The organism is Flavobacterium flavipallidum (genome assembly GCF_038289905.1).
Lineage (GTDB): Bacteria > Bacteroidota > Bacteroidia > Flavobacteriales > Flavobacteriaceae > Flavobacterium > Flavobacterium flavipallidum.
Genome location: NZ_JBBYHU010000012.1, coordinates 64640 through 87534, shown reverse-complemented (window position 1 = coordinate 87534; position 22895 = coordinate 64640). Strand labels below are relative to the sequence as shown.

Below are 22895 nucleotides of genomic sequence, written 5' to 3'. Positions count from 1 at the left end.
AAAAAGGATGAGTCAAGATATAAAGTTTGCAGTAATTGGAGGAGGAAGTTGGGCAACAGCCATCACAAAAATGCTTTGCGGAAATCTTTCTGAAGTTTCGTGGTACATGCGCAATGAATCGGCGATTGATCACATTAAAAACCACAAGCACAATCCAAACTACATAAGCTCAGTAGAATTTGACACCAAAAAACTCAAACTAACCAGCGATATTAACGAGGCCGTTGAATATGCTGACTATCTTATTTTTGCTATTCCTTCTGCCTTTTTGGACGCCGAATTGCAAAAACTTACCGTTTCCCTTAAAGACAAAATCATTTTCTCGGCAATTAAAGGAATTGTTCCGGAAACCAGTTTAATTGTGGGGGAACATTTTCATTTTCAATACGACATTCCTTATTACAATATTGGGGTAATTACTGGTCCTTGCCACGCCGAAGAAGTGGCTTTAGAGCGTTTATCCTATTTGACCATTGCTTGTGGCGATGCAGGAAAAGCAAAAGTAGTCGCCAAAAATCTAGCTGGAAACTATATCAAAACTAAAATTACCGATGATATTATTGGCACTGAATATGCTGCGATGCTTAAAAACATTTACGCTATTGCAGCAGGAATTGCGCACGGTTTAGGTTATGGCGATAACTTCCAATCGGTGTTGATGAGTAATGCTATTCGCGAAATGAAGAAATTCATCCGAAAAGTACACAAGATGAAACGCAACATCAATGATTCTGCTTATTTGGGCGATTTATTGGTAACTGGTTATTCGGTATTTTCAAGAAACAGAATGTTCGGAAATATGATTGGAAAAGGCTACACCGTAAAAAGCGCCATGATGGAAATGAGTATGGTTGCCGAAGGTTATTATGCCGCTAAAAGTGCCTATAAACTCAATCAGGGTTATGGTGCTAAAACGCCAATTATAGATGCCGTTCACGAAGTTTTGTACCAAGGCAAAAACGCCAGAACCGTATTTAAAAAACTGACTGAAAAACTGGATTAGAAATCCTTAGATAATAGAAAAAAGAGACAAGAACAAAGAATCATCTCTTAAAAGGAAAAAGAGTCAAAATATTATGTTTTTGACTCTTTTTCCTTTTCCTTTATATTATTATCTATCTCACAATAACCCCATCTACAAAAAGAATAGGCACTTCCTCAGTATTTTTTTCGTTGATGGAATTGGCTTTAAAAATAAATTTCTTGTCGTATAAAGTATTCCCGATGAAATAAGTCAGCATGAATTCATTATTCAAAGCCAAAAGACTTTTTTCGACCATTTCAATTTTCACTACAGAAACAGCTGGCAACTGTACAAAAGCATGACGCAAAATAGACGTCTTTTTCATTTCACCATCGATAGTTCCAAAAGCTTTAGAAACCACCATCACGCTGTCAATATCAAAATCGCTGTCGTTTACTAAATAAGCATACCAAACTTTCTCCATAAAATCGTCGCTCCATTCCTGAACAGCGGCAATAAATACGTTTTCTACTTCGGGGATTGTGATGTCTTTTTTCATAAATTAGATAAAGAGTACTTAGTCCCTAGTCCTTAGCAGAACACTTTACTAAGGACTAGGGACTATTAACTAAGGACTAAAATTATATTATCGATTTGAATTGCTCTAAGAAACGAACATCGTTTTCATAAAACATACGGATATCGCCAATTTGATACAACAGCATCGCAATACGCTCTACTCCCATTCCAAAAGCAAATCCGTTGTATTCATCAGGATTGATACCACAGTTTTTCAAAACATTAGGATCTACCATTCCACAACCTCCAATTTCTAACCAACCTGTTCCTTTAGTAATTCTGTAATCGGTTTCGGTTTTCAGTCCCCAATAAATATCAATTTCGGCACTTGGCTCCGTAAATGGGAAATAAGAAGGACGTAAACGGATTTTAGATTTCCCGAACATCTCTTTGGTGAAATACAAAAGTGTTTGCTTCAAATCTGCAAAAGAAACCTCTTTATCCACATACAAACCTTCTACCTGATGAAAAATACAGTGCGAACGTGACGAAACCGCTTCGTTACGGAAAACACGCCCCGGAGAAATCGTTCGGATAGGCGGTTTATTATTTTCCATATAACGCACCTGAACAGATGAAGTATGAGTACGCAATAAAATATCAGGATTAGTCTGAATGAAAAAAGTATCCTGCATATCACGCGCCGGATGGTATTCTGGCAGGTTCAATGCCGTAAAGTTATGCCAGTCGTCTTCAATTTCCGGACCTTCGGAAACATTGAATCCAATGGTTGAAAAGATATCGATAATTTGGTTTTTCACAATCGAAATCGGGTGACGCGAACCAATGGTTACCGGCTCAGCAGTACGAGTCAAATCGCCATAAAAACCTTTAGATTCTTCCTTGCTTTCTAAGGCTTCCTGAATAGATTTTACTTTTTCTTCAGCAGAAGTTTTCAGCAGGTTAATTACCTGACCAAATTCCTTTTTTTGTTCGTTTGGCACATTTTTAAATTCAGCAAAAAACTCTTTTAAAATCCCTTTGCTTCCTAAAAATTTAATTCTAAACGCTTCTAATTCGGCTGTATCCTGTGTTGAAAAAGCTTGTGCTTCACCAATATATTCTTTAATCTTATCTATCATTTTCATCCAATAATTGAGAGTGCAAATTTAAGTAAAAGTTAGAAGTTAGGAGTTAGAAGTTGGAAGTTTTTCTAAATTTCTTAACTGATTACTGCTACTGAACACTGTATACTAATCAATAAGTTCTTTTTCTATGAAATAATTCACAATGGCTTCTTTCATCAAAACGGATTGTTCTCCTGCTTTTAATGGAGGAAGTTGCTCTTTTACTTTGTAATGAGGCCAGCCTTCCTGATCTACAAAATCAAATTCGTAATAACCATAAGGTTCTAACAAACGACAAATAGCAATATGCATCAGGTTTACTTTCTCGTCTTTTTTGTATTCACGATGTAGCTGCCCTAATTCCTGCACCCCAATAAGAAAAATGATGGAATCTAAATCTAAATCTTCGCCTTGCGAAAACTGATCAGAAAGTATATCTACGAGCCTGTCCCAGCGCTCTTTAAGTTGTGTGTCTCTTGACATATATGAAAGTTAGAAGTTAGAAGTTAGAAGTTAGAAGTTGGCATTCTGATTTCTACTATCTAAAATTATTTTCGCAAAGATAAGCAGTCCGTTTTGACTTTAGAATATTCTTTTACCTTTGTTCCTCAAATATAAATTTCACAAATGGGTTTTTTAGATATTATTTTAGGTGCCTTATTGGGCTTTGCATTGTACAAAGGAATTACTAATGGTCTTTTTATCGAATTGGCCTCATTTATTTCGCTAATAATTGGCGCTTATTTGGCGGTAAAATTTTCGGTTATTACTAAGGATGTTTTGTCCGGATTTTTACATTGGAACCCAAATACTATTCAGGTGATTGCCTTTATTATTACTTTTATTGGAATTGTAATCGGAATTCATTTTTTAGCCAAAATCCTTACCGGAATTGCCGATTTTGCTTTCCTGGGATGGATTAATAAAGCAGGCGGAGGCTTATTCCGTGTTTTAAAAATGGTCTTGATTATGGGACTTATCTTTTCTGTTTTCGAAAAAATAAATTACAATCATTTTTTTGCTAAAAAAGAAACGCTGGATAATTCTATTTTCTACAATCCGATTCAAAAAACAGCCGGATTTATGTATCCTTCGATTTCAAAATGGTATGGGAATTTAAAAAAGTAAGCAGATTTCAGACAGCAGAATGCAGCTGCATTCTGCTGTCTGAAATCTGTAATCTTATTTTACTTCCTGAATGGCATTGCTGTCAATCCAACCTTCGGTTCCGTCAGTCAATTGAACTTTTTTCCAATTATCTACTGTTTCTTTTACAAAAACTTTAGTTCCTTCATGTAGGACAACAACTGCTTCGCCCATTTTTTGAGGTTCACTTTTTACTTCAGTAATTTCGGCAAAAACAATCGCCGGCCTATCGTTTTTAAAATAGCTCTTTTCAAAACCAGCCGAAGCAACACTTATCAAAACTAACAGCAACATTACAAACATTCCAAAAAAGTAAGCTCTTTTGTTGAATGCCAAAGCTGAAAAATAATACCCTAAAAAACAGCCTAAAAATAAGACTGAAAATACAACTGCAATCCAAGCCCAGGTATTGTAATGAAACATAGCTGTAAAGTCGCGAATGATTTTATCAAATCCTACTTTTGGCACCACTTTGATTTCGTCAACAGTACGTTTTTGAGCAAATCTTAAATTGTTCTGTATATCTTTATCATTAGGACTTAACACCAATGCTTTCTCGTAATTATAAATAGCAGGAGCAACTTTGCTTAACTTATAATAGGAATTCCCTAAATTATAATACAATTCTGCCGACTGTTTCTTAGCACTTAGCACTGAATTATATGCATCGATTGCCTGTTCGTATTTTCCATTTTTATACAATTGATTTCCTTTTTCAAAGTCATTTTGAGCAAAGAAAACATGGCTTACCAATAATAATATATAAAGTATCTTTTTCATATTTTTAAACACTAATGACTTTAAGAAAGTTGTTTTTCTAAATCAGAAATAATACTTACCGCTTTCTCATAATCTTTTTGAATACTGGCACTTGACGAAGGCGCATATCTTGCAATCTCACAGTTTTCAGTAAGTACTATAAACTCATTTACCGCCACAGGATTAGCGTTTTTAGATAACAAAATTTCTCTGATATTATCTTTACTCATTTCTGAAGTTTCAATATGTAATTTAGCCTTCAAGAAATTATGCATTGCTTTTTCCAATGCCACATAAAAAGGTTCTTTGTTGTTGATATGCTTTTTGGCTTCTGATAAATACTTTTTAGCCAAACGGTTGTTTCTCTTAATTCTATTTCCAACAACATCCCCATCGATTGCTTCTTTTTTCTTCTTAGCCAAGATAATTACCGGCAACAAACCAAAAGGAATCAGCAACAAACTATAAAACAATTTGGAACCAAAGAAATCATTAACCTGAATTGGTTCTAAATCGGTATCCAACTTTATGTATTGGAATTGTTCATTAGCCACCACTTTGTTTTTAGTAGTATCTGCATTAGAAGCAACGGCAGCTACAGGAGTAGGACCATCCAATACCTTAACAATAATTTCTTGTGAAGTTATGGTTTTGTAACGCCCTGAATTCAAATCAAAATACGAGAAAGACATCGGTTTAATAGCATACTCCCCTTTGTATTGCGGAACAATGGTATAACTATCAGCTATTTTTCCAGCCATCCCTGAAAGCGGTGTATTCACCTGTTCTTTATGCACCGGATCGTACATTTCAAGCGCATTTGGCACCACCGGTTTTGGCAAGGTAAACAATTTTAAATTTCCTTTTCCGGCTGCACTTACCACTAAATCCAGACTTTCGCCACTCTTCAAAACGGTTTTTGAAGGTATTACTCTAAAATCAAAACTTCCTACAGCGCCTGAAAAATCGATTGGTTTTCCAGCTTCAGGCAATGCTTTTACCGAAATAGTTCTTGCTCCGGCTGAAACTCTTTTCCTGTCATCCTTAATTAGCATTTGACCAAACACATTTCTACGATTGGTAGGCAATTGCACATCAATATCCAATGCCAAGGGTTCAATAGTTAATTTACCAGATTTTTGAGGATACAAAACCACTTTCTTCAATACGATATAACGGTAATTTTGCCCTTTAAACATACCTTCTTCAACAGAAAATTGCTTGATATCAATATTCTGACTCCAAAAATCATTGTATTTTGGTTTATTTACCTCTGTTGAATTAGTTATTCCAATATTATTGAAATACAACTTATACACCACCGTTATCGGTTCGTTGATATAAGGATTCGTTTTAGAAACATCGGCTACTAAATACAAATTATTATCTGCCGAAACACTTACATCATTTGGATCTCTAGGTTGCTGAATAGCATTAGTTACATTTACTTTTACAGGTAAAGTTTTATAAACCCTTCCATTATATTCAATGGTTGCCTGTTTAATTACCAAACTTCCTTTTTGGAGAGGCATAAGGTAATAGGTATATATTTTCTCAAAAGAACTTTTACCATTTACCCATGACTGACTTACTTGTTGCATAGGTCCTGCTACAACTCTGAATCCTTCAAAAGAGGGTTCATTAAAGTTATCTCCGTCAATATTCATAAAAAAATCCACCTGAAGTCTCTCATTAAGACCCAGTGTATTCTTGCTCACTCGGGTCTCAAACTGAATCTGAGCCCAAAGTCCTTGAAAACTTAACAGTATTAATACTAAATATCTTTTCATTGTTTTGTTATCCTATAACATTTATTTGGAATACAATTTTCAGAATTACCAATCTTTATCGGTTTCAACTGGTTTTCCGTTTACTTTTTTAGCGTTTACTTTGTCTTGAATTTTCTTTTCTTCGTTATTCACCGCATCCAAAAGATTTTTCAATCGATCAGGAGAAATTCCTCCTGGCTGTGGTTTAGGCGGTTGATTTGGATCTTGTTTGTCTTTTCCGTCCTTTTTATCTTGATTTTTCTTGTCTTGATCTTTTTTATCCTGGTCTTTCTTGTCCTGATCCTTTTTATCTTTATCCTTGTCTTTGTCTTTATTCTTGTCTTTGTTTTTATCTTTCTTGTCCTTATTATCTTTAGGCGGATTTTCTTTTAGCATTTTTTTAGCCAATGCATAATTGTATCTTGTTTCTTCATCAGAAGGACCGTTTCTAAGTGCATTTTTATAAGCTTCAACTGCTGCAGAATAATTTTTCTCTTTCATAAACACATTTCCTAAATTGTGGTAAGCTTTGTGTTTTTGAACTCTCGATTTGGCATTCTTTAAAGCTTTTGCGTAAGCATATTTAGCTTCCGTAGCTTGATTTTGTCTGTAAATAGCATTTCCTAAATTGTATGGAGAAACTGATCTGTTAGGGAATTTTGAATTAGAAATTCTATAATCTGCCTCTGCTTCAGCATACTTACTCTTGCTGTACTCTTCATTTGCTTTTGGCAAAGTTTTGTCCTTTTCCTGTGCAGAAATCCCTCCCAGTCCTAGTAACAGGAATGCAAAAAAAGTAAATCCGTATTTTATAAAATTCTTCATTTTCATTTTTTTATGTTCTTTCTCTAAAAGGTGAGAACTCACATTTATTTTTCGTCGTTAAATAAATCTAACTTTTTAACCCAATTGGTCTTTTTCTCCAAAAGGAAGATATCCAGAAATAAAAGCAAAAACGCAAAACCTACAAACCATTGAAATTGGGATTGAAAATTGGACATTTGTGTCGATTCAAATTCGGTTTTCTGAATATTATCCAGGGTTTTCTTGATATAATCCAAGACTTCTTTGGTGTTATTTCCACTTACATAACCTCCTTTTGTTTCTTTGGCAATTAATTCTAGACCCGCTTGATTCAATTTGGTTACCACCACTTCATCATTTTTATCGCGTTTATAACCCTGCACTACACCATTAACTTTTAACGGAATCGTTCCTCCTTTTTCAGTTCCAATTCCAATAGTTACGATGCGCATCCCTATTTTATTAGCCTCCTCGGCAGCTGCCTCAGCACCATCAGAATGATCTTCTCCATCCGAAAGCATAATTAACAACTTGGAGGTTTTACTTTTTTCATCAAAATAAGTGGAAGATAATTTTATGGCTTCGTCCAATGAAGTTCCTTTAGATGAAACAATATCCGTATCCATCCCTTGCAAAAACATTTTAGCTACACTATAATCGGTCGTGATAGGCAAAACAGGAAAAGCACTTCCGGCATAAGCCACAATCCCAATGCGGTCATTTCCCAGTTGATTGATAATTTGAGAAACAATTTGCTTACTTTTTTCTAAACGATTAGGAGCAACATCCTCACAAAGCATACTTTTTGAAACATCCATTGCAAAAACAATGTCAATTCCCTCTCTTTTTACCGTTTCTAATTTGGTCCCAATTCTAGGATTAACCAAACCAATTATCAAACACAAAAAAGCTAACAGGAAAACAATTAGTTTTAAAACAGGTTTAAAAACCGAGCGCTCCGGACTTAATTTATTGATGATTTCTAAATCACCAAACTCCTTTTGTTTTCTCTTTTTCCAATACATATTCATTAGAAAAAGTAGCACCACAAGAGGCAGTATTATAAGCAGATATAAATATTTTTTTTCGTCTAATTCCATAAATTATATAAATTCCAATAAAAAAATCCCAAATTCCAAATTTCCATTCTAACCATTGGAATTTGGAATTTTAAAAATTGATTTTTGTTTTATTTAAGAAATATCGAATTACTTAAATTCAATATTTCTTAAATAAAGCTTTTGTAAACCGTATTTCTCAATCCAATTTCGATTAGCACTAAAAGACAGGCGAATAAAACAAACGGTCTGAATTTTTCATCGTAATCATAAAATTTTAATTCTTCTATTTCAGTTGTTTCCAGTTTATTGATTTCGTTATAAATTTCGGCCAACTTACTGTTACTAGTTGCTCTAAAATATTTTCCATCGGTTTTAGCAGCAATACTTTTCATCAGTCTTTCATCAATTTCCACCTTCATCATTTGGAACAAAAACTCTCCGTTAGGAGCAACTGCATAAGGAAACTCAGCCATTCCATTGGTACCAATACCAATAGTATATACTTTAATTCCGTACTGTTTAGCAATATCAGCTGCCGTTTCCGGCTCAATAAAACCGGCATTATTTACCCCATCAGTTAACAGAATGATTACTTTACTTTTGGCTTTGCTGTCTTTTAATCGATTAACTGCTGTTGCCAGTCCCATCCCTATTCCGGTTCCGTCCTGTAAAACATTATCGTATTTTATACTTCCTATAGCTTCCTCTACGATTACTTTATCACTTGTTACGGGCGTTTTAGTATACGCTTCCGAAGCATAAACGACTAATCCAATTCGGTCATTAGGTCTTTGTTCCACAAAATCGGCTGCTACTCTTTTTAAAGCCTCCATACGGTTAGGCTTCAAATCTTTGGCCAGCATACTTCCTGAAACATCCACTGCCATCACAATGTCAATTCCTTTAGTCGTTTTAGTTTGATTACTAATATCTACTGTTCTTGGTCGTGCTAAAGCTATAATTAAAGAACTTAAGGCCAAAAGTCGCAATACGTTTAAATAAGGTTTTAATTTGGCTAAAGTTGATGTCCTGGATTTAAAACCTTTAATCGAACTCACTTTCAAAGTCGCTGATTGTTGATCTTTTTTTAATACCAACCAAATAATGGCCAATGGTATCAAAAGAAACAACCAAAAAAACTCCGGATTTAAAAAAGATATATTTGCCATTATCTGTCTTCGTGTTTTAATTCAACTGAGCTTAACACTCTTTCTGAAATTTCATTAGCATACTTATCCCCTTCCTGATGTAAAATCAAAACCTGTTGTAAACCACCTTCCTGACTGAACAACAAGATTTCATAATACATTCTTTCATTTCCACTGGTCAATCCATTATCTCTTGTAAATGTACCGTAAGACTTTATTCCTGTGATTCCTTCTTTAGTCTCGTAATCTTCCTGCTTTACAAGCATATTTTGTGCGCCCTGAGTTTCCATATATTGCAAATAAGCTTCCATTGATTTCTTTAAATCAACTTGAGTTTCCTGCTTATAATGTAGGGTTGAAACCATCAGATAAAAAGAATCGGCCCAATTTCCATAGGTAAAAGACTGCATGTCTTTAACTAATGCTGCACCGTCTTTAGGTAATGATTTTGACATATCAGTACGCAAAAGCACTTGAGGCGTTTCAACAATTACTCCCGGATTTCCATAGTCGCTTCTTACCCATTCTCCTTCCAATAATTCTTTGGACGGGTGACCTAAAAGATTGTCTTTTACATAATCAAATCCTTTGGTAGCCATTAAATAAAAAGTAACCGCTACGAGTAAAATCGCTACCGTTAAAACAGAATTAACGATACGTTTGTTTCTTTTTTTCTTTAATTGAAGCGCAATTTGTTTTTGTCTTTGCGCTTCATTTAATAAAATATCTTCTTCATCAGGAATTTCAACCGGAATAGAATTGTCAAGCGTTAAAATGGCTTTTTGGATTTTATTTCTATCATCGGTAATTTCATATTCCAAAGGTTTTGATTTAGCAAATTTTACTAAATCGGCCTGTCTTAGAACCCTTTCTAAATTTTCAATTATTTCGGCCGAAAGTGTCATTTTCTTTTTAACCGAAGCCGCTTTTAAACCGGCAATCAATTCAGATGTTGTACTTTCCATTGCTGGAATTTCTATCGCTTCTTCAATATAATTTCGAGCAATATCAGTCAATTCACTGTAGTATTCTTTTACTTCTCCTTTTTGCCAAAGCTCTTTCTTTTCTAGGTTATTCAATAAACTTGTGGCTTTTTCAATTGGAGTTTTATAAACTTCCTCTTCAATTTTTTTCTTCTGTTTGTTTTTAAGAAACCAATAAACAGCTGCACCAATTGCTAAAAGAACTAGTATTCCTAAAAGATATTTCCACCAATTACCAATGGAATCATTAGCTGGCTGAATATCTTTAATATCATACATTTTTTGTTTTAAAGTATCCACCTGAACATTGGCTACCTCAACAGGAATAGATTCTGTTTGATATGCTTTATTATTGATAAGTACTTTGACACTAGGAATTACATAACGACCAGAATCAAATTGCGTCAAGCCGTATCTTTTTATCAATTCATAACGGTCGTTGTTTTTTACAGTATCAATAGGATAAGATTGGATAACTTCTAATTGCCCAAATGATTTTAAATTTGGAAAAACAACCTTAGACAAAGTATCTACCGAGGTTTTTAATGTCAACTTAAACTCGGCACCAATTTTATTTTTAGTAGTATCAATACTTGTTTCTACTCTTTTTTGTTGCGCAAAAATGCTCGTAGACAGCAGTAGAAATAAAAAGAATATTATTTTTTTCATGTTGTATTAATCCGATTAAAATCTTCAATCCAGATTCTTTATCTCGATTTGAAATAACCTAACAATTTGGTTACATAACTTTCGTCAACTCTTGTATTTACTACGCCCGAACCTGATTTACTAAAAGTTTCTTTGAAATAATTTAACTGATCCTGATAATATTTCTCATAACTCATACGAACGGCTTTTGAACCGGTATCTACCAATTGCATTTCGCCTGTTTCGGCATCCAGCATGGGAACCATTCCTAAATTTGGCATTTTTTCTTCACGAATATCATAGACACGAATTCCTGTAACATCGTGTTTTTTAGAAGCAATTTTCAAAGTTTGTTCGTAATCAGCCGACATAAAATCGGAGATTACAAAAACAATGGCTTTCTTTTTTTGTGTACTGGACAAAAATTTCAATGCCTGAGCGATATCTGTTTTATGACTTTTAGGTTCAAATTCTATTAGTTCACGAATGATACGCAATACATGCGAACGACCTTTCTTGGGCGGTATATATAATTCGATTTGGTCAGAAAACAAAATCAAGCCAATTTTATCATTGTTTTGTGTAGCCGAAAAAGCCATCGTTGCAGCAATTTCTGTTACGATGTCTTTTTTAAATTGGTTTTTAGAACCAAAACTTTCCGAACCCGAAATATCCACCATCAACATCATGGTCAATTCACGTTCTTCTTCAAAAACTTTTACATGGGCTTCATTATAGCGAGCGGTAACGTTCCAATCAATATTTCGAATGTCATCTCCATACTGATATTGACGTACTTCACTAAAAGTCATACCACGGCCTTTGAAAGAAGTATGATATTCCCCTGAGAAGATATGATTACTCAGTCTTCGGGTTTTGATTTCTATTTTTCGTACTTTTTTTAAAAGCTCTTTTGTATCCATTTTTTTAGTAATTAGTCCTTAGTCCTTAGCTTTTAGTTCATAGTCCCGAGAAAAAACTAAGGACTAATCACTAGGTACTATTTTACTATTACGGTACTTCTACTTCGTTAATGATTTTATTGATGATATCAACTGAAGTGATATTCTCAGCTTCAGCTTCATAAGTAACACCCACTCTGTGACGCAATACATCATGAACTACAGCGCGAACATCTTCAGGAATTACATAACCTCTTCGTTTAATAAAAGCATAACACTTAGCCGCAGTAGCTAAATTGATACTTCCACGAGGAGAAGAACCAAAGCTAATCAAAGGTTTCAAATCGGCTAATTTGTATTTTTCAGGGTAACGGGTTGCGAAAATGATATCAAGGATGTATTTCTCGATTTTTTCGTCCATATAAACCTCACGAACTACCTGCTGTGCTCTTAAAATTTGTTCTACAGAAACAACTTGATTTACGGTTTCGTAACTTCCTGTTAAGTTTTGACGAATTACTAATCGTTCTTCATCCATTTTTGGATAATCAATCACCGTTTTCAACATAAAACGATCCACCTGTGCTTCTGGTAATTGATAAGTTCCCTCTTGCTCGATTGGATTTTGTGTAGCTAAAACCAAAAACGGTTTTTCTAGTTTAAATGTAGTATCACCAATGGTAACCTGTTTTTCCTGCATCGCCTCTAATAAAGCTGATTGCACCTTAGCAGGAGCACGGTTAATCTCATCAGCCAAGACGAAATTAGCAAAAATAGGTCCTTTTTTAATCGAAAATTCATTTTGCTTAATGTTGTAAATCATTGTACCAATAACATCAGCAGGTAATAAATCAGGAGTAAACTGAATACGACTAAAAGAACCATGAATCGCTTTTGACAAAGTGTTAATTGCCAAAGTTTTAGCTAATCCAGGAACACCTTCTAACAAAATATGCCCTTGTCCTAATAATCCAATCAATAATCGTTCAACCATGTGCTTCTGGCCCACAATCACCTTATTCATCTCCATAGTAAGAAGGTCTATAAAAGCACTCTCTCTTTCTATCTTTTCATTGATTGCTCTAATATCCAAAGTCGCTGTATTCTCTTCCATAAAATTATTTTTAATTCCTTGAATTTAATGCCTTAATTTTGAGAGTGCAAATTGAATTTTTTTTTAAAGGAAAGATGTTAAAAAATGGTTAAAACTTCTGCCAATACTGCAATTTTAAGGACGAATTATGATACAATTTCCATAATTTTAAGAACTTTCGAAATTAGTATTTGAAAAACGTTTAAAATGTTGATTTTTTCGCAATTTTCAGATTTAAACCATTTCCAAATAACAGGTTCCAAGCGCTTTAAAAACGGCAAAAAAAATTCATTTTCAAAAGCAAAAAAGCCTCTATTATTTTCTTCATTTGTAAATTTGACAAAAAAATTAAAAAGCAATTAAGCACTACTTATCATGACACATAAAACGGCTTTAATAACCGGAGCAACAAGCGGAATAGGAAAAGCAACCGCACAAATTTTAGCCCGAAACAATTATAATGTAATCCTTTGTGGAAGACGCACAGACCGACTTGAAGAATTAGAAAAGGAATTAAGTTCATTGACAAAAGTTCATTGTCTTTCATTTGATGTTAGTGATAAAAATGCTGTTTTTGAAAGCATCAATTCCTTACCAGAATCTTTCGCTAAAATTGATACTTTAATCAATAATGCCGGAAATGCCCATGGCTTAGAACCTATTCAGGAAGGCAACTTAGACGATTGGGAAAATATGATTGATATTAATCTAAAAGGTCTTTTATATGTATCCAAAGCTATTATTCCAAAAATGATTGCTCAAAAGTCAGGACACATTATCAATATTGGCTCTACTGCAGCTAAGCAAGTTTATCCAAACGGGAATGTATATTGCGCCACCAAACATGCCGTAGATGCTTTGAACAAAGCAATGAAAATGGATTTAAATCCTTACGGAATTCGTGTAGGAGCCATTCATCCCGGACTGGTTGAAACCGAGTTCAGTCAGGTGCGTTTTAAAGGCGACACCGAAAAAGCGGCTAATGTATACAAAGGATTTATACCTTTGAAACCGGAAGACATTGCCGATATTATTCACTTTGTAATCACAAGACCTTACCACGTTAACATTTCTGACATGGTTGTTATGTGTACCGCACAAGGTTCGGCAACGATTATTCAAAAAGATTAACTCAATAATGCTATTCTTAATTTAACCCTTGTTCCAGTTGTTTTAGCGTTTAAATCTTCTAAATCTTCATAGATTAAGACTTCTTCAATAGAGTTTGTGTCATTTAGAAGCTGTAAACGCTGAGCAATTGATTGGGTAGAAAAGGAATCATGTCTATTATTAGTCTTAATTTCTTCTGCTTTCTTACGACCAATACCATTATCTTCAATCGTACAAAGCAAGTACTCTTCATTAGTATCTATATCAAAATTTATTTTTAGGATTTTCAGTCCTTTTTTATGCAATAAACCATGCTTAATACTATTTTCTACAAAAGGCTGAATAAGCATGGGAGGCAATTCTACATATTGATCGTCAATGGAACTATCAACTGAAATATAGTAATTGAAATCGGTTTCAAAACGCATTTTTTCGAGTTCAAGATATTTGGTCAAAATTTCAACTTCAGTTGCTAATGAAATTTTCTTTTTCCCTGAGATAGAAAGAATTTGCCTGGTTAAATACGTAAAATTGCTCATTTGTTCATTTGCAATTAGTTTATCACCAAACATAAATTGCTCCTGAATAGAATTAAGCGCATTGAATATAAAATGGGGATTCATTTGACTTTTCAATGCTTTTAATTCGCTTTCGGTTGCTTTTTTCTCAGCGTTTAATGTTTTTTCTTTTTCTTGAAATGTAACTTTCAAAAGTTCATTTTCCTTACTGGATTTATACCTTTTTAGCATTAAAAAAATGAGTAAACCCGAAAAAATCGATCCGATGACAATGGAAAAAATAATTGTTTTTTGTCGCTGATTTTCCAGTAAGGCAATTTTTTTCTGTTGGGACAGCAGTTTGATTTGTGCATTCTGCTTTTGAGCTTCATATTTAAATTCTGACTTTAAAACAATGTTTTTATTTTCATCATAAAAAATACTATCACCAATGCTTTTGGCAATAGACTGAAAAGTATAAGCTTCTTTAAATTTTTTATTTAACTGGTAAATTATACTTAACAATTCAGCAGCCGATTTTTTCTCTGAAGGGTAATTTGATTTTTTAGCAATCTCAAAAGCTTCATTGGCATACATCAGAGCCTTTTGATTATTATCACGCTTTATATTAATTGACCCTAAATCGATTAAAAGCCTGGCATAATTATTATCAACATTATATTTTTTAAATATTCCAGCTGATTCTAAAAAATATTTTTCGGCTTCCAAAAAATCATTAGCCCTAAACTTCACATCGCCTATATGTTTTAAAGACATTGCTTTAGCAGTTTCAAAATTATTTTTTTGAGCAACTAAAAGCCCTTTTTTAGCATAGTATTCAGCCTGAATATCTTTTTTAATTTGAAAATAAGAATACGACAAGCTATTCAATAAAATGCACTTTCTATTTTCAAAATTATTTTCTGTAGCTATTTTTAATCCTTTTTGGTAATAAGAAATTGCTTTTATAAATTCTTTTTGAGTATCAAAAATTCGCCCTAAAGCAAAATAAGTTCTCTCAACACCTTCAAGGTCTTTTATTTCTTCAAATATATTTAATGCTTTAAGATTGTTTTCAATGGCCAAAGTGATATTGCCTTTTGAATTATAGACATAACCTAAATCAGTCAATACGTAAGCTATATTAGTTTTATTCTTTGATAAATTTGCAAAAACTAAAGCTTTTTTAAAGTAGACTAAACTACTGTCTATTTTTCCTAAATAATCAAAAGCAGTTCCTATGTTTTGAAGATTTGAAGCACATTCTTCATAAAATTGTATTCTCTTGGCCATATGAAAGGATCTTTTATAAAAGATTATCGCCATTTCATAACGATCCGTATAATTATAGTATGCCCCTTCATTCAATAGCGAAGTTGCATAATATTTTTGAAACTTTTTTCGAAAAGTTAAATCATTGCAATTAAAATTCTTAGCACAAATTTTCTTTAATGCATTGTTATATTGAATCCAAATATGATGATTATTTTCGTTTTCTATTTTTTCAATTAGCTGATGACAAACCAAGCTGTCATTTTGCAATATTTTTAAATCATTTTTTTGCTGAGAAAAAACAAAAAAAGAGATACAATTTACCAATAAGAGCAGTATATATTTCTTTTTCATACTACCATTTCACTAATAAATTCGTCAAAATCATTTTTCTTTTCGCGAGCAACCGGAATCAATTTGTCATTTTCAAAAACGAGTGTAGCTCCCTCTCTTTTATTGTATTTTGAAATTTTTAAAATGTTCACTAAATAAGATCGATGAACGCGATAAAAACGATTGTCATTTTGCAAAAGCTCATCAAAATCTTTTATTTTTTTACAAACCAAATAATTAGCCGTTGTGGTAATTACTTTGGTATAAGATCCATCTGCTTCAAAATAAAGTAAATCTTCAATTTTGAGAAACTGCAACCCGTCCGACAAAGGCAATCCTATTTTTTGCAATTTAGTTGAGGACAAATTCTCTTTAAGTATTGAAATATGCTCTATAATTTTATTTTGACCTCTGGTTTTTATGGCTTTCTCAACAGCACTTTGTACTTTAGTGATTGCAATGGGTTTCAAAATATAATCTATTGCCGAAACTTCAAAAGCCTTCAACGCAAATTCTGAATAAGCAGTACAAAAGATAGTTTCAAAGGGAGGTTTGTCAAAATAATCAAACAAGGCAAAACCATTATCTGAAGCCATTTCAATGTCTAGAAAAACAATATCCGGCTTTTGCTTATTAATAATTTTTACCGCTTCTACTACACTTGAAGCATCATCTGCAAGTTCAATTCCTTCACAATATTTAAGAATAATATTTCTTAGAATAGATCTGGCTTTAGGTTCATCATCAACGATTATGGCTTTCATGTGTGTTTCAGTTTTTTCAAAAATAATGATTTATTTTCTTATAAAATTCGAATAAAAAAACCTTTTATGAAGTGAAAACGACTTTTGAAACAAAATTGAATAATAAAAACTACTATTCATTTTACTTACTATCACAAATTTAAAGTTTAAAAACCACCTATCATCAAGTCATAACTACCATTCATGAAGTTATGCACCACAAACTCGTAAGACAATTCTACTTTTACATCATAAAATTATAAACCGAATTATTATGAAAAAAGCATTAAAACTTTGTCTATTGTTACTTTCTGTAGCCTTTATGAATTTATCTTGTTCAAATGATGATGAACCTACAAATTCAATCGTTGGTACTTGGGAAAGAAGTAAAACAGGATATATTGACAGCAACAACGAACCGTATGATGTAAAGGATTATGAACATGGATGCACAACAAACAAAGATAATTGGACCTTTACTGAAAACGGAAATTACACTATCACTGAATATTACAATTGTGATAGTGAACCTTACACTGAAAACTTCAATTATACATTAACAGATAAAATTTTATCTTACACTAGTCAATCTAATGAAGTAGTTACCATGAACAATTCATTTACTATAATATCCTTAACAGCTACTCATTTAAAAGTAAAACAAACTAATAATAAGCTAAGTAAATCAACAAAAGATTCTTCAAATCGCTATTATGAGTTTGTAAGAAAATAATATTATAAAATTAAATACAATTATAATAATAGACTCCTTTTAAAATCTTTTCAAAAAAGTAAACAAAAAAACAGCCTCAAATGGAGCTGTTTTTTTGGTATTTAAATTATTCATTAGCCAATTTTATGGAACTGCATCTAAAGTAATATTGCCTAAATCAGTCACTTCTCCATTTACCACAAGTACACTACTTACTGTTTTAATAGCTTTACCTGAACCCGTTTCAGGAGTTAATGTAACTGTGTAAGTACCTGCTGGAATTCCGTTTAATTGAAACGCTCCCGTTTCATCAGAATAAGCTGACACTGTAGTATCTCCCACTGGAACTGTGGCCACAACCTGGAAACCTGTCAAAGCCGGACTAATCTTTCCTTTAATTACTCCCGATGTAGCTGTAGTCGAAACACGAATAACCGGTTTTAAATTATACAAACCTGAACTTCCAGCCGAAACTATAGACTTAGCTACATCAAAATCCAGAAGAAAATCATAGGTAACCCCAGCTTGCAATGTTTGATTAACCATCAATTTTAATCCGGATTGCATTGCGCTAGGAGTCGCTAATGGATAAACAACATTATCTTTAACAAAATTATTTCCATCTCCTAAAACTAATCGAACTTGTCCCAATTCTCCAGCCGGAACAATATTATCAGCCAGTAAAATAGAAACTCCACCTGTTAAATCTAATAAATTATACATTCCAGGAACAAATGTATCACTTACAATACTAACCCAACCATCCTCTCCGGAATCAGTTGAAGTCTTTATCATAATATCTTGTACATTAACATTTACTTCATCGTAATCTCCGGGAGCATCAGTCATTCTAACTACCATCCTTGCAGTTTGACTACTGTCGTCATTATCATTACATGCTGTAAAAAAAGTAGCTAGTAAAAGAATGACAAAAAATAATTGAGGGCAAAATTTAATCTTTCTCATTTTTTCTTACTTATTAAAATTAGTATATTCACAACGCCATAAAAACAATAAAATTGCCTTAAAAAAAATGTTTTTTTGTAAAACTCAAATCGTAAATTTCATTATCAAATGATAAATAAACGGCTTTTAATAAAAAATTTGCTTTCTCATAACGATGAAAATAGTTTTTACGATAAAAAACGCCAACTAAATTTACACACAAAAGAAGGGAAATCCAAATTTTTAAAGCACATTTGTGCTCTATCTAATTCAAATCCAGCCAATAACTCATATATTGTAGTAGGTGTTGAAGATCAGGACAACGAAATTGTAGGTGCTGATTTTTTTGACGATAGTCATATCCAGAATCTTATTAACGCTTATTTAGACAATCCGCCTAAAATACAATACGAAAACGTCCCATTTCCTAATTTACCTAAGGATAAAGTAATAGGCTTAGTCACTATCAAACCCAAAAATAAAATTTCCTCTTTTAAAAAAGGAATACATACCATACCTGCACATAGTATTTTTATCAGAAGAGGCAGCAACACTACTCCTACCGAAGACAAAATCGAAAAGAATTATCTAAATACCGAAACAGTTATTGATCTCGAAAATAATTCCCGAAATAATATCAAATACACCTTAGACGGTTTTTATGATTTTATGAATTTTAGACATAAAGACATGGCTCCAAAATACAAGGTCTTCAAAGAGTTATTTGTGATTTGCTGGGCCGGAATTCCAAAAATAGTTAGAGACAAGACCTTCTTATCCAGAGTTGATATCGAATTAATTAACGAACACATCAAACTTTTCTACTCTGCTCAGGACGTTGTAACCATTGATTTTGACGAAAATAGTTTTACCATTATTGAATATGTTCCTCTGGGACTAAATGACAAAACCAGCTTCTATCCTTTGGAACAACAAACGATTCATTTTTTTGAAAACGGATACTATAAAATTGAAAGTAAAATGCTTTTTGAACCTCCTGCTTTCAACAAAAAATTACTTTTTCATATTTACAACAACAACGAAACTTTAATAAATAAACTCAAAAAGAATCAGCAACTATCACTAAGAGAACAAAAAGATCTGGAAAACCTTCCTTCTACCTTAATGATTTGTTACCTCAACGGTTTTGATGATGCCAAAAGAAAACTGATTGATGTAAAAACATATCTTAAAGCATTCCCTTTAGTATATTTATCTTTTAAAGAGGCCATGCGCATTTTAAGGAAGATGAAATATGATGTTCAACCCTAAAACTAAATCTCTTCTATAATATTTTTCAATAAATCAATCAATTTTTCTTTTGTGATTGGTTTTATTATATAATCAGAAACTAAATTGTTCTTTTTAGCTAATTCTACATCGCTTGGTGAAATTGATGACGAGCATATATATATTGTTATTTTTTTGTCAATTTTTGGTGCCAGTTTAGTAAACTGATCCATAAACTGCCAACCGTCCATGATAGGCATACTAATATCTAATAAGATAATCTCGGGCAATGAATCTACGTCTTGATAATGCTCCCTAAGAAAATTTATAGCGTCTAATCCATTCCCAAAAACCTTTACTAACTCAACTAAACTTGTGCTTTCAATTGCTTTTCTAGTTAAAAAAACAAAAATATCGTCATCATCTATTAATGTCATATTCTTAATTTTCTTCATACCCTTATATTTTTAAATTCTACAAAAAAAGTTGAACCCACATCAACTTTGCTTTCAACCCAAATTCTCCCACCCATGGCCTCAACCTGAGTTTTAATTAAATAAAGACCAAATCCTTTTGCCTCTTTGTGTCTATGGAAAGTTTTACGAATTTTGAAAACATGATGTTTATGCATATCTAAATCAATCCCCAAACCATTATCGCTAACAGCTAATAAAAAAGTATCCTTCTCCTGCTTCGTTTTGATTTCAAGAACTAATTTTCTATCTGGAGAACGATATTTTATAGCATTACTAATTAAATTAGTTAACACACTATCGATATACTTTTGCGGAAAATAAATTTTAGAAACCCCCTTTAATTCCGTTTTAACTTCAATTTCATATTTTTTTGTTTGGGTTTCAAAAAAGCTTAAATTCTTCTCAACACATTCTTCAACAATAATTTCGTCAATTTTCACTCCTGTATCCTGCTGCACCTGTATCGACTCTACTAATTCATTAAAAACCTCTAATAAATGATTTATTACTGGTTTTATTTTTACCTGAATTTCATTGCGTTCTTCTTCACTTTTACTTTGCTCAATAAAATCCACCAGCATAGCAATATTGGTTAATGGGGCTCGTAAATTATGAGAAACAATGTTACAAAAATCAACTAATTGCCTGTTTGTTATTTCTAATGCTTTGGAATATTTAATTAAATCATCCTCTGCTTTTTTTCTATCAGTAATATCAGAACGAATGGCGATGTATTGATAAGGTTTCCCTTTTTTATCTAAAAAAGGCACAATAGTAGTATCAACCCAATACGTAGCGCCATCCTTTGCTTTATTCTTTAATTCTCCTTTCCAAATTTTACCATTAGCTATAGTAACCCATATGTTTTTTATGAATTCCTTAGAATGATAACCTGAATTAATAATCCTATGATCCTGACCTATTAACTCCTCTCTACTATATTTAGAAATTTTGCAAAAATTATCATTGGCATGGATAATTGTACCTTTTTGATCAGTAATTGCTACTATAGCTGACACATCGAGAGCATGCTTATAATCAGAAAGTTCTTTTTTCATATGAAAAACGCATTATTAATTCATAACTCTTCTATGAAATATTTTATTAAATACATTATTAAAAAACAAAACACATCATCATCTTTATTTCCATCAGGTTTTTTTAGCAAATATCCATACATTGTAATTTACAGTATAAAACTACAAAAAACCATTTGAATTTCATGGAAAAGAATTATTTTTTTTACAAAAAAAACACATTCCGTATCTATTTTTTAATCCTATTTTAATATTGACAGACTTACTTATTAAAATTTTTATTTCTGCCTTACTCTTAGAACATTTTTTATTATATTGGAAAATAAAAGCAGATTTCAAAAAATGAGAACATTAGTCATAGGAGATATTCATGGAGGTTTACGAGCTTTACATCAAATAATGGAAAGAGCTAAAGTCACCGAAAAAGACAAACTGATTTTTCTGGGAGATTATGTTGATGGCTGGAGTCAATCACCACAAGTACTGAATTATTTAATTGAATTAAACGCTAAAAACGACTGTGTATTCATAAGAGGAAATCATGACGAATTATTACTTCATTGGTTAAAAGACAATAAAGACAATGCCTTATGGTACAATCACGGAGGGGAAGCCACCGTTATTGCTTATGAAGATGTGAGCGATGGTATCAAGCAAAGACATATTGAATTTTTACAATCCTTGCACGATTATTATCTGGATGACAAACAACGACTATTTATTCATGCCGGATTTACAAATATGAACGGCATCAATTATGAATATTTCCCTAAACTATTCTATTGGGACCGAACTTTATGGGAAACTGCATTGGCATTAGACCCAAATTTAAAAACAACAGATTTATCCTATCCAAAAAGACTAACCTTATATAACGAGATTTACATAGGCCACACTCCAGTTACCCGAATAGAAAAAACGACACCCGTAAATAAAGCCTGCATTTGGAACGTTGATACCGGAGCAGCCTTTAAAGGACCATTAACCATCATGGACATCGATACTAAAGAATTCTGGCAAAGCGAACCCTTACATCAATTGTATTTTGACGAAAAAGGCAGAAATTAACGTAGCATAACATATAAATCATCATGAAAAAAATATTCATATTCATTGTATTTTTCACCGTTTCAATAGTAAACGCACAAGCTTTTAAGGGTAAAGAAGACACTAAATTTGATGTTACCGCCACTATTCAGGAACACGGATCAGGAATCAGAATCTCCAATGATTATGGTTTGGGCGAAAACATTTCTTTAGGAATAGCTGCTTCCTATTTATTATCGGTTGACAGAGATGGATTAGGAAACAAACCTGATTTTGGAGATCGGGCTGACATTAAGCTTCGTTTTAATGCCAATATAGGTAATGTCTTTAACGTAGATGAAAAACTTGATATTTATCCGGGACTGGATTTGGGTTTACGAAATTTTGGCGCTCATCTCGGATTTCGCTATTTCTTCACCGAAGGCTTTGGTGTAGTAAGCGAAATAGGCTTTCCTATTGCCAAATACAAACCGGAAGCAATAGGTTTTGAACGATTAAACAATCAGTTTACTTTTAATATTGGTGCTTCTTTTAATTTGTAAATCATAGATTAAAAACAAAAACGGCTAT

Annotated in this window: 23 protein-coding genes; 7 read left to right on the top strand and 16 right to left on the bottom strand. The window is 32.8% G+C overall.

Annotated features, from left to right (window positions below; translation table 11 throughout):
• Nucleotides 1-7 precede the first annotated feature (7 nt).
• Nucleotides 8-1003, top strand: a complete 996-nt coding sequence (locus tag AAEO59_RS08090; RefSeq protein WP_341700227.1) for an NAD(P)H-dependent glycerol-3-phosphate dehydrogenase — start codon at nucleotides 8-10, stop codon at nucleotides 1001-1003.
• A gap of 112 nt (nucleotides 1004-1115) precedes the next feature.
• Here the strand turns inward: AAEO59_RS08090 and AAEO59_RS08085 are convergent, their stop codons facing one another.
• From AAEO59_RS08085 to AAEO59_RS08075, 3 genes are all read right to left on the bottom strand, one after another.
• On the bottom strand, nucleotides 1116-1523 hold the full coding sequence (locus tag AAEO59_RS08085) for a hypothetical protein (RefSeq protein WP_341700226.1): 408 nt from the start codon (nucleotides 1521-1523) through the stop codon (nucleotides 1116-1118).
• Nucleotides 1524-1605: 82 nt separating this feature from the next.
• Nucleotides 1606-2625 (bottom strand): phenylalanine--tRNA ligase subunit alpha, encoded by a 1020-nt coding sequence (gene pheS, locus AAEO59_RS08080; protein ID WP_341700225.1) that lies wholly within the window; start codon nucleotides 2623-2625, stop codon nucleotides 1606-1608.
• Between the two features lie 111 nt (nucleotides 2626-2736).
• On the bottom strand, nucleotides 2737-3093 hold the full coding sequence (locus AAEO59_RS08075; RefSeq protein ID WP_341700224.1) for a hypothetical protein: 357 nt from the start codon (nucleotides 3091-3093) through the stop codon (nucleotides 2737-2739).
• A 144-nt stretch (nucleotides 3094-3237) separates the two neighbouring features.
• Here AAEO59_RS08075 and AAEO59_RS08070 point away from each other — a divergent pair, with 144 nt between their 5' ends.
• Entirely contained in the window at nucleotides 3238-3738 is a 501-nt protein-coding gene (locus AAEO59_RS08070; RefSeq protein WP_341700223.1) for a CvpA family protein, read from the top strand.
• A gap of 54 nt (nucleotides 3739-3792) precedes the next feature.
• Here AAEO59_RS08070 and AAEO59_RS08065 read toward each other — a convergent pair whose 3' ends face one another.
• The 8 genes from AAEO59_RS08065 to AAEO59_RS08030 all read right to left on the bottom strand — a co-directional run bounded on the left by AAEO59_RS08065 (nucleotide 3793) and on the right by AAEO59_RS08030 (nucleotide 12944).
• Nucleotides 3793-4536, bottom strand: coding sequence for a tetratricopeptide repeat protein (locus AAEO59_RS08065; protein WP_341700222.1), 744 nt, complete (start codon nucleotides 4534-4536; stop codon nucleotides 3793-3795).
• Between the two features lie 20 nt (nucleotides 4537-4556).
• Nucleotides 4557-6305 carry a BatD family protein gene (locus AAEO59_RS08060; RefSeq protein WP_341700221.1) on the bottom strand — a complete coding sequence of 583 codons (1749 nt, stop codon included), beginning with the start codon at nucleotides 6303-6305 and terminating at the stop codon, nucleotides 4557-4559.
• Between the two features lie 45 nt (nucleotides 6306-6350).
• A complete protein-coding gene (locus AAEO59_RS08055) occupies nucleotides 6351-7109 on the bottom strand; it encodes a tetratricopeptide repeat protein (protein WP_341700220.1) in 759 nt (252 codons plus the stop codon).
• Nucleotides 7110-7153: 44 nt separating this feature from the next.
• Entirely contained in the window at nucleotides 7154-8188 is a 1035-nt protein-coding gene (locus tag AAEO59_RS08050; RefSeq protein WP_341700219.1) for a VWA domain-containing protein, read from the bottom strand.
• A 128-nt stretch (nucleotides 8189-8316) separates the two neighbouring features.
• Complete coding sequence (locus AAEO59_RS08045; RefSeq protein ID WP_341700218.1) at nucleotides 8317-9318, bottom strand: vWA domain-containing protein; 1002 nt, start codon at nucleotides 9316-9318, stop codon at nucleotides 8317-8319.
• Entirely contained in the window at nucleotides 9318-10949 is a 1632-nt protein-coding gene (locus tag AAEO59_RS08040; RefSeq protein WP_341700217.1) for a phenylalanine--tRNA ligase subunit alpha, read from the bottom strand. Before AAEO59_RS08040 ends, AAEO59_RS08045 begins: the two co-directional genes overlap by 1 nt.
• A gap of 38 nt (nucleotides 10950-10987) precedes the next feature.
• Entirely contained in the window at nucleotides 10988-11851 is an 864-nt protein-coding gene (locus tag AAEO59_RS08035) for a DUF58 domain-containing protein (RefSeq protein WP_341700216.1), read from the bottom strand.
• A gap of 88 nt (nucleotides 11852-11939) precedes the next feature.
• Nucleotides 11940-12944 carry an AAA family ATPase gene (locus AAEO59_RS08030; RefSeq protein WP_341700215.1) on the bottom strand — a complete coding sequence of 335 codons (1005 nt, stop codon included), beginning with the start codon at nucleotides 12942-12944 and terminating at the stop codon, nucleotides 11940-11942.
• 354 nt (nucleotides 12945-13298) lie between these two features.
• Between AAEO59_RS08030 and AAEO59_RS08025 the strand changes: the two genes are divergently transcribed.
• Nucleotides 13299-14054, top strand: a complete 756-nt coding sequence (locus tag AAEO59_RS08025) for an SDR family NAD(P)-dependent oxidoreductase (RefSeq protein WP_341700214.1) — start codon at nucleotides 13299-13301, stop codon at nucleotides 14052-14054.
• Here the strand turns inward: AAEO59_RS08025 and AAEO59_RS08020 are convergent.
• Nucleotides 14051-15823, bottom strand: coding sequence for a tetratricopeptide repeat-containing sensor histidine kinase (locus tag AAEO59_RS08020; protein WP_341700213.1), 1773 nt, complete (start codon nucleotides 15821-15823; stop codon nucleotides 14051-14053). The genes AAEO59_RS08025 and AAEO59_RS08020 overlap by 4 nt on opposite strands.
• 329 nt (nucleotides 15824-16152) lie before the next feature.
• Nucleotides 16153-16899 (bottom strand): LytR/AlgR family response regulator transcription factor, encoded by a 747-nt coding sequence (locus AAEO59_RS08015; RefSeq protein WP_341700212.1) that lies wholly within the window; start codon nucleotides 16897-16899, stop codon nucleotides 16153-16155.
• Between the two features lie 280 nt (nucleotides 16900-17179).
• Here AAEO59_RS08015 and AAEO59_RS08010 point away from each other — a divergent pair, with 280 nt between their 5' ends.
• Nucleotides 17180-17611, top strand: coding sequence for a hypothetical protein (locus AAEO59_RS08010; RefSeq protein WP_341700211.1), 432 nt, complete (start codon nucleotides 17180-17182; stop codon nucleotides 17609-17611).
• 123 nt (nucleotides 17612-17734) lie between these two features.
• On the opposite strand, the gene AAEO59_RS08005 is transcribed toward AAEO59_RS08010, so the two are convergent.
• Complete coding sequence (locus tag AAEO59_RS08005) at nucleotides 17735-18556, bottom strand: DUF4382 domain-containing protein (RefSeq protein WP_341700210.1); 822 nt, start codon at nucleotides 18554-18556, stop codon at nucleotides 17735-17737.
• Between the two features lie 108 nt (nucleotides 18557-18664).
• On the opposite strand from AAEO59_RS08005, the gene AAEO59_RS08000 reads away from it, so the two are divergent.
• Complete coding sequence (locus AAEO59_RS08000; RefSeq protein ID WP_341700209.1) at nucleotides 18665-19807, top strand: ATP-binding protein; 1143 nt, start codon at nucleotides 18665-18667, stop codon at nucleotides 19805-19807.
• A 2-nt stretch (nucleotides 19808-19809) separates the two neighbouring features.
• Here AAEO59_RS08000 and AAEO59_RS07995 read toward each other — a convergent pair whose 3' ends face one another.
• Nucleotides 19810-20220, bottom strand: coding sequence for a response regulator (locus AAEO59_RS07995; RefSeq protein WP_341700208.1), 411 nt, complete (start codon nucleotides 20218-20220; stop codon nucleotides 19810-19812).
• Nucleotides 20217-21299 carry a PAS domain-containing sensor histidine kinase gene (locus tag AAEO59_RS07990; RefSeq protein WP_341700207.1) on the bottom strand — a complete coding sequence of 361 codons (1083 nt, stop codon included), beginning with the start codon at nucleotides 21297-21299 and terminating at the stop codon, nucleotides 20217-20219. The genes AAEO59_RS07995 and AAEO59_RS07990 overlap by 4 nt, the downstream gene beginning before the upstream one ends.
• A gap of 321 nt (nucleotides 21300-21620) precedes the next feature.
• Between AAEO59_RS07990 and AAEO59_RS07985 the strand changes: the two genes are divergently transcribed.
• Both AAEO59_RS07985 and AAEO59_RS07980 read left to right on the top strand, forming a co-directional pair.
• Nucleotides 21621-22346 (top strand): metallophosphoesterase, encoded by a 726-nt coding sequence (locus AAEO59_RS07985; RefSeq protein WP_341700206.1) that lies wholly within the window; start codon nucleotides 21621-21623, stop codon nucleotides 22344-22346.
• A gap of 23 nt (nucleotides 22347-22369) precedes the next feature.
• The gene (locus AAEO59_RS07980) at nucleotides 22370-22867 is read left to right on the top strand and encodes a DUF6646 family protein (RefSeq protein WP_341700205.1); all 498 of its coding nucleotides are present in this window, start codon (nucleotides 22370-22372) and stop codon (nucleotides 22865-22867) included.
• Nucleotides 22868-22895: the final 28 nt, after the last annotated feature.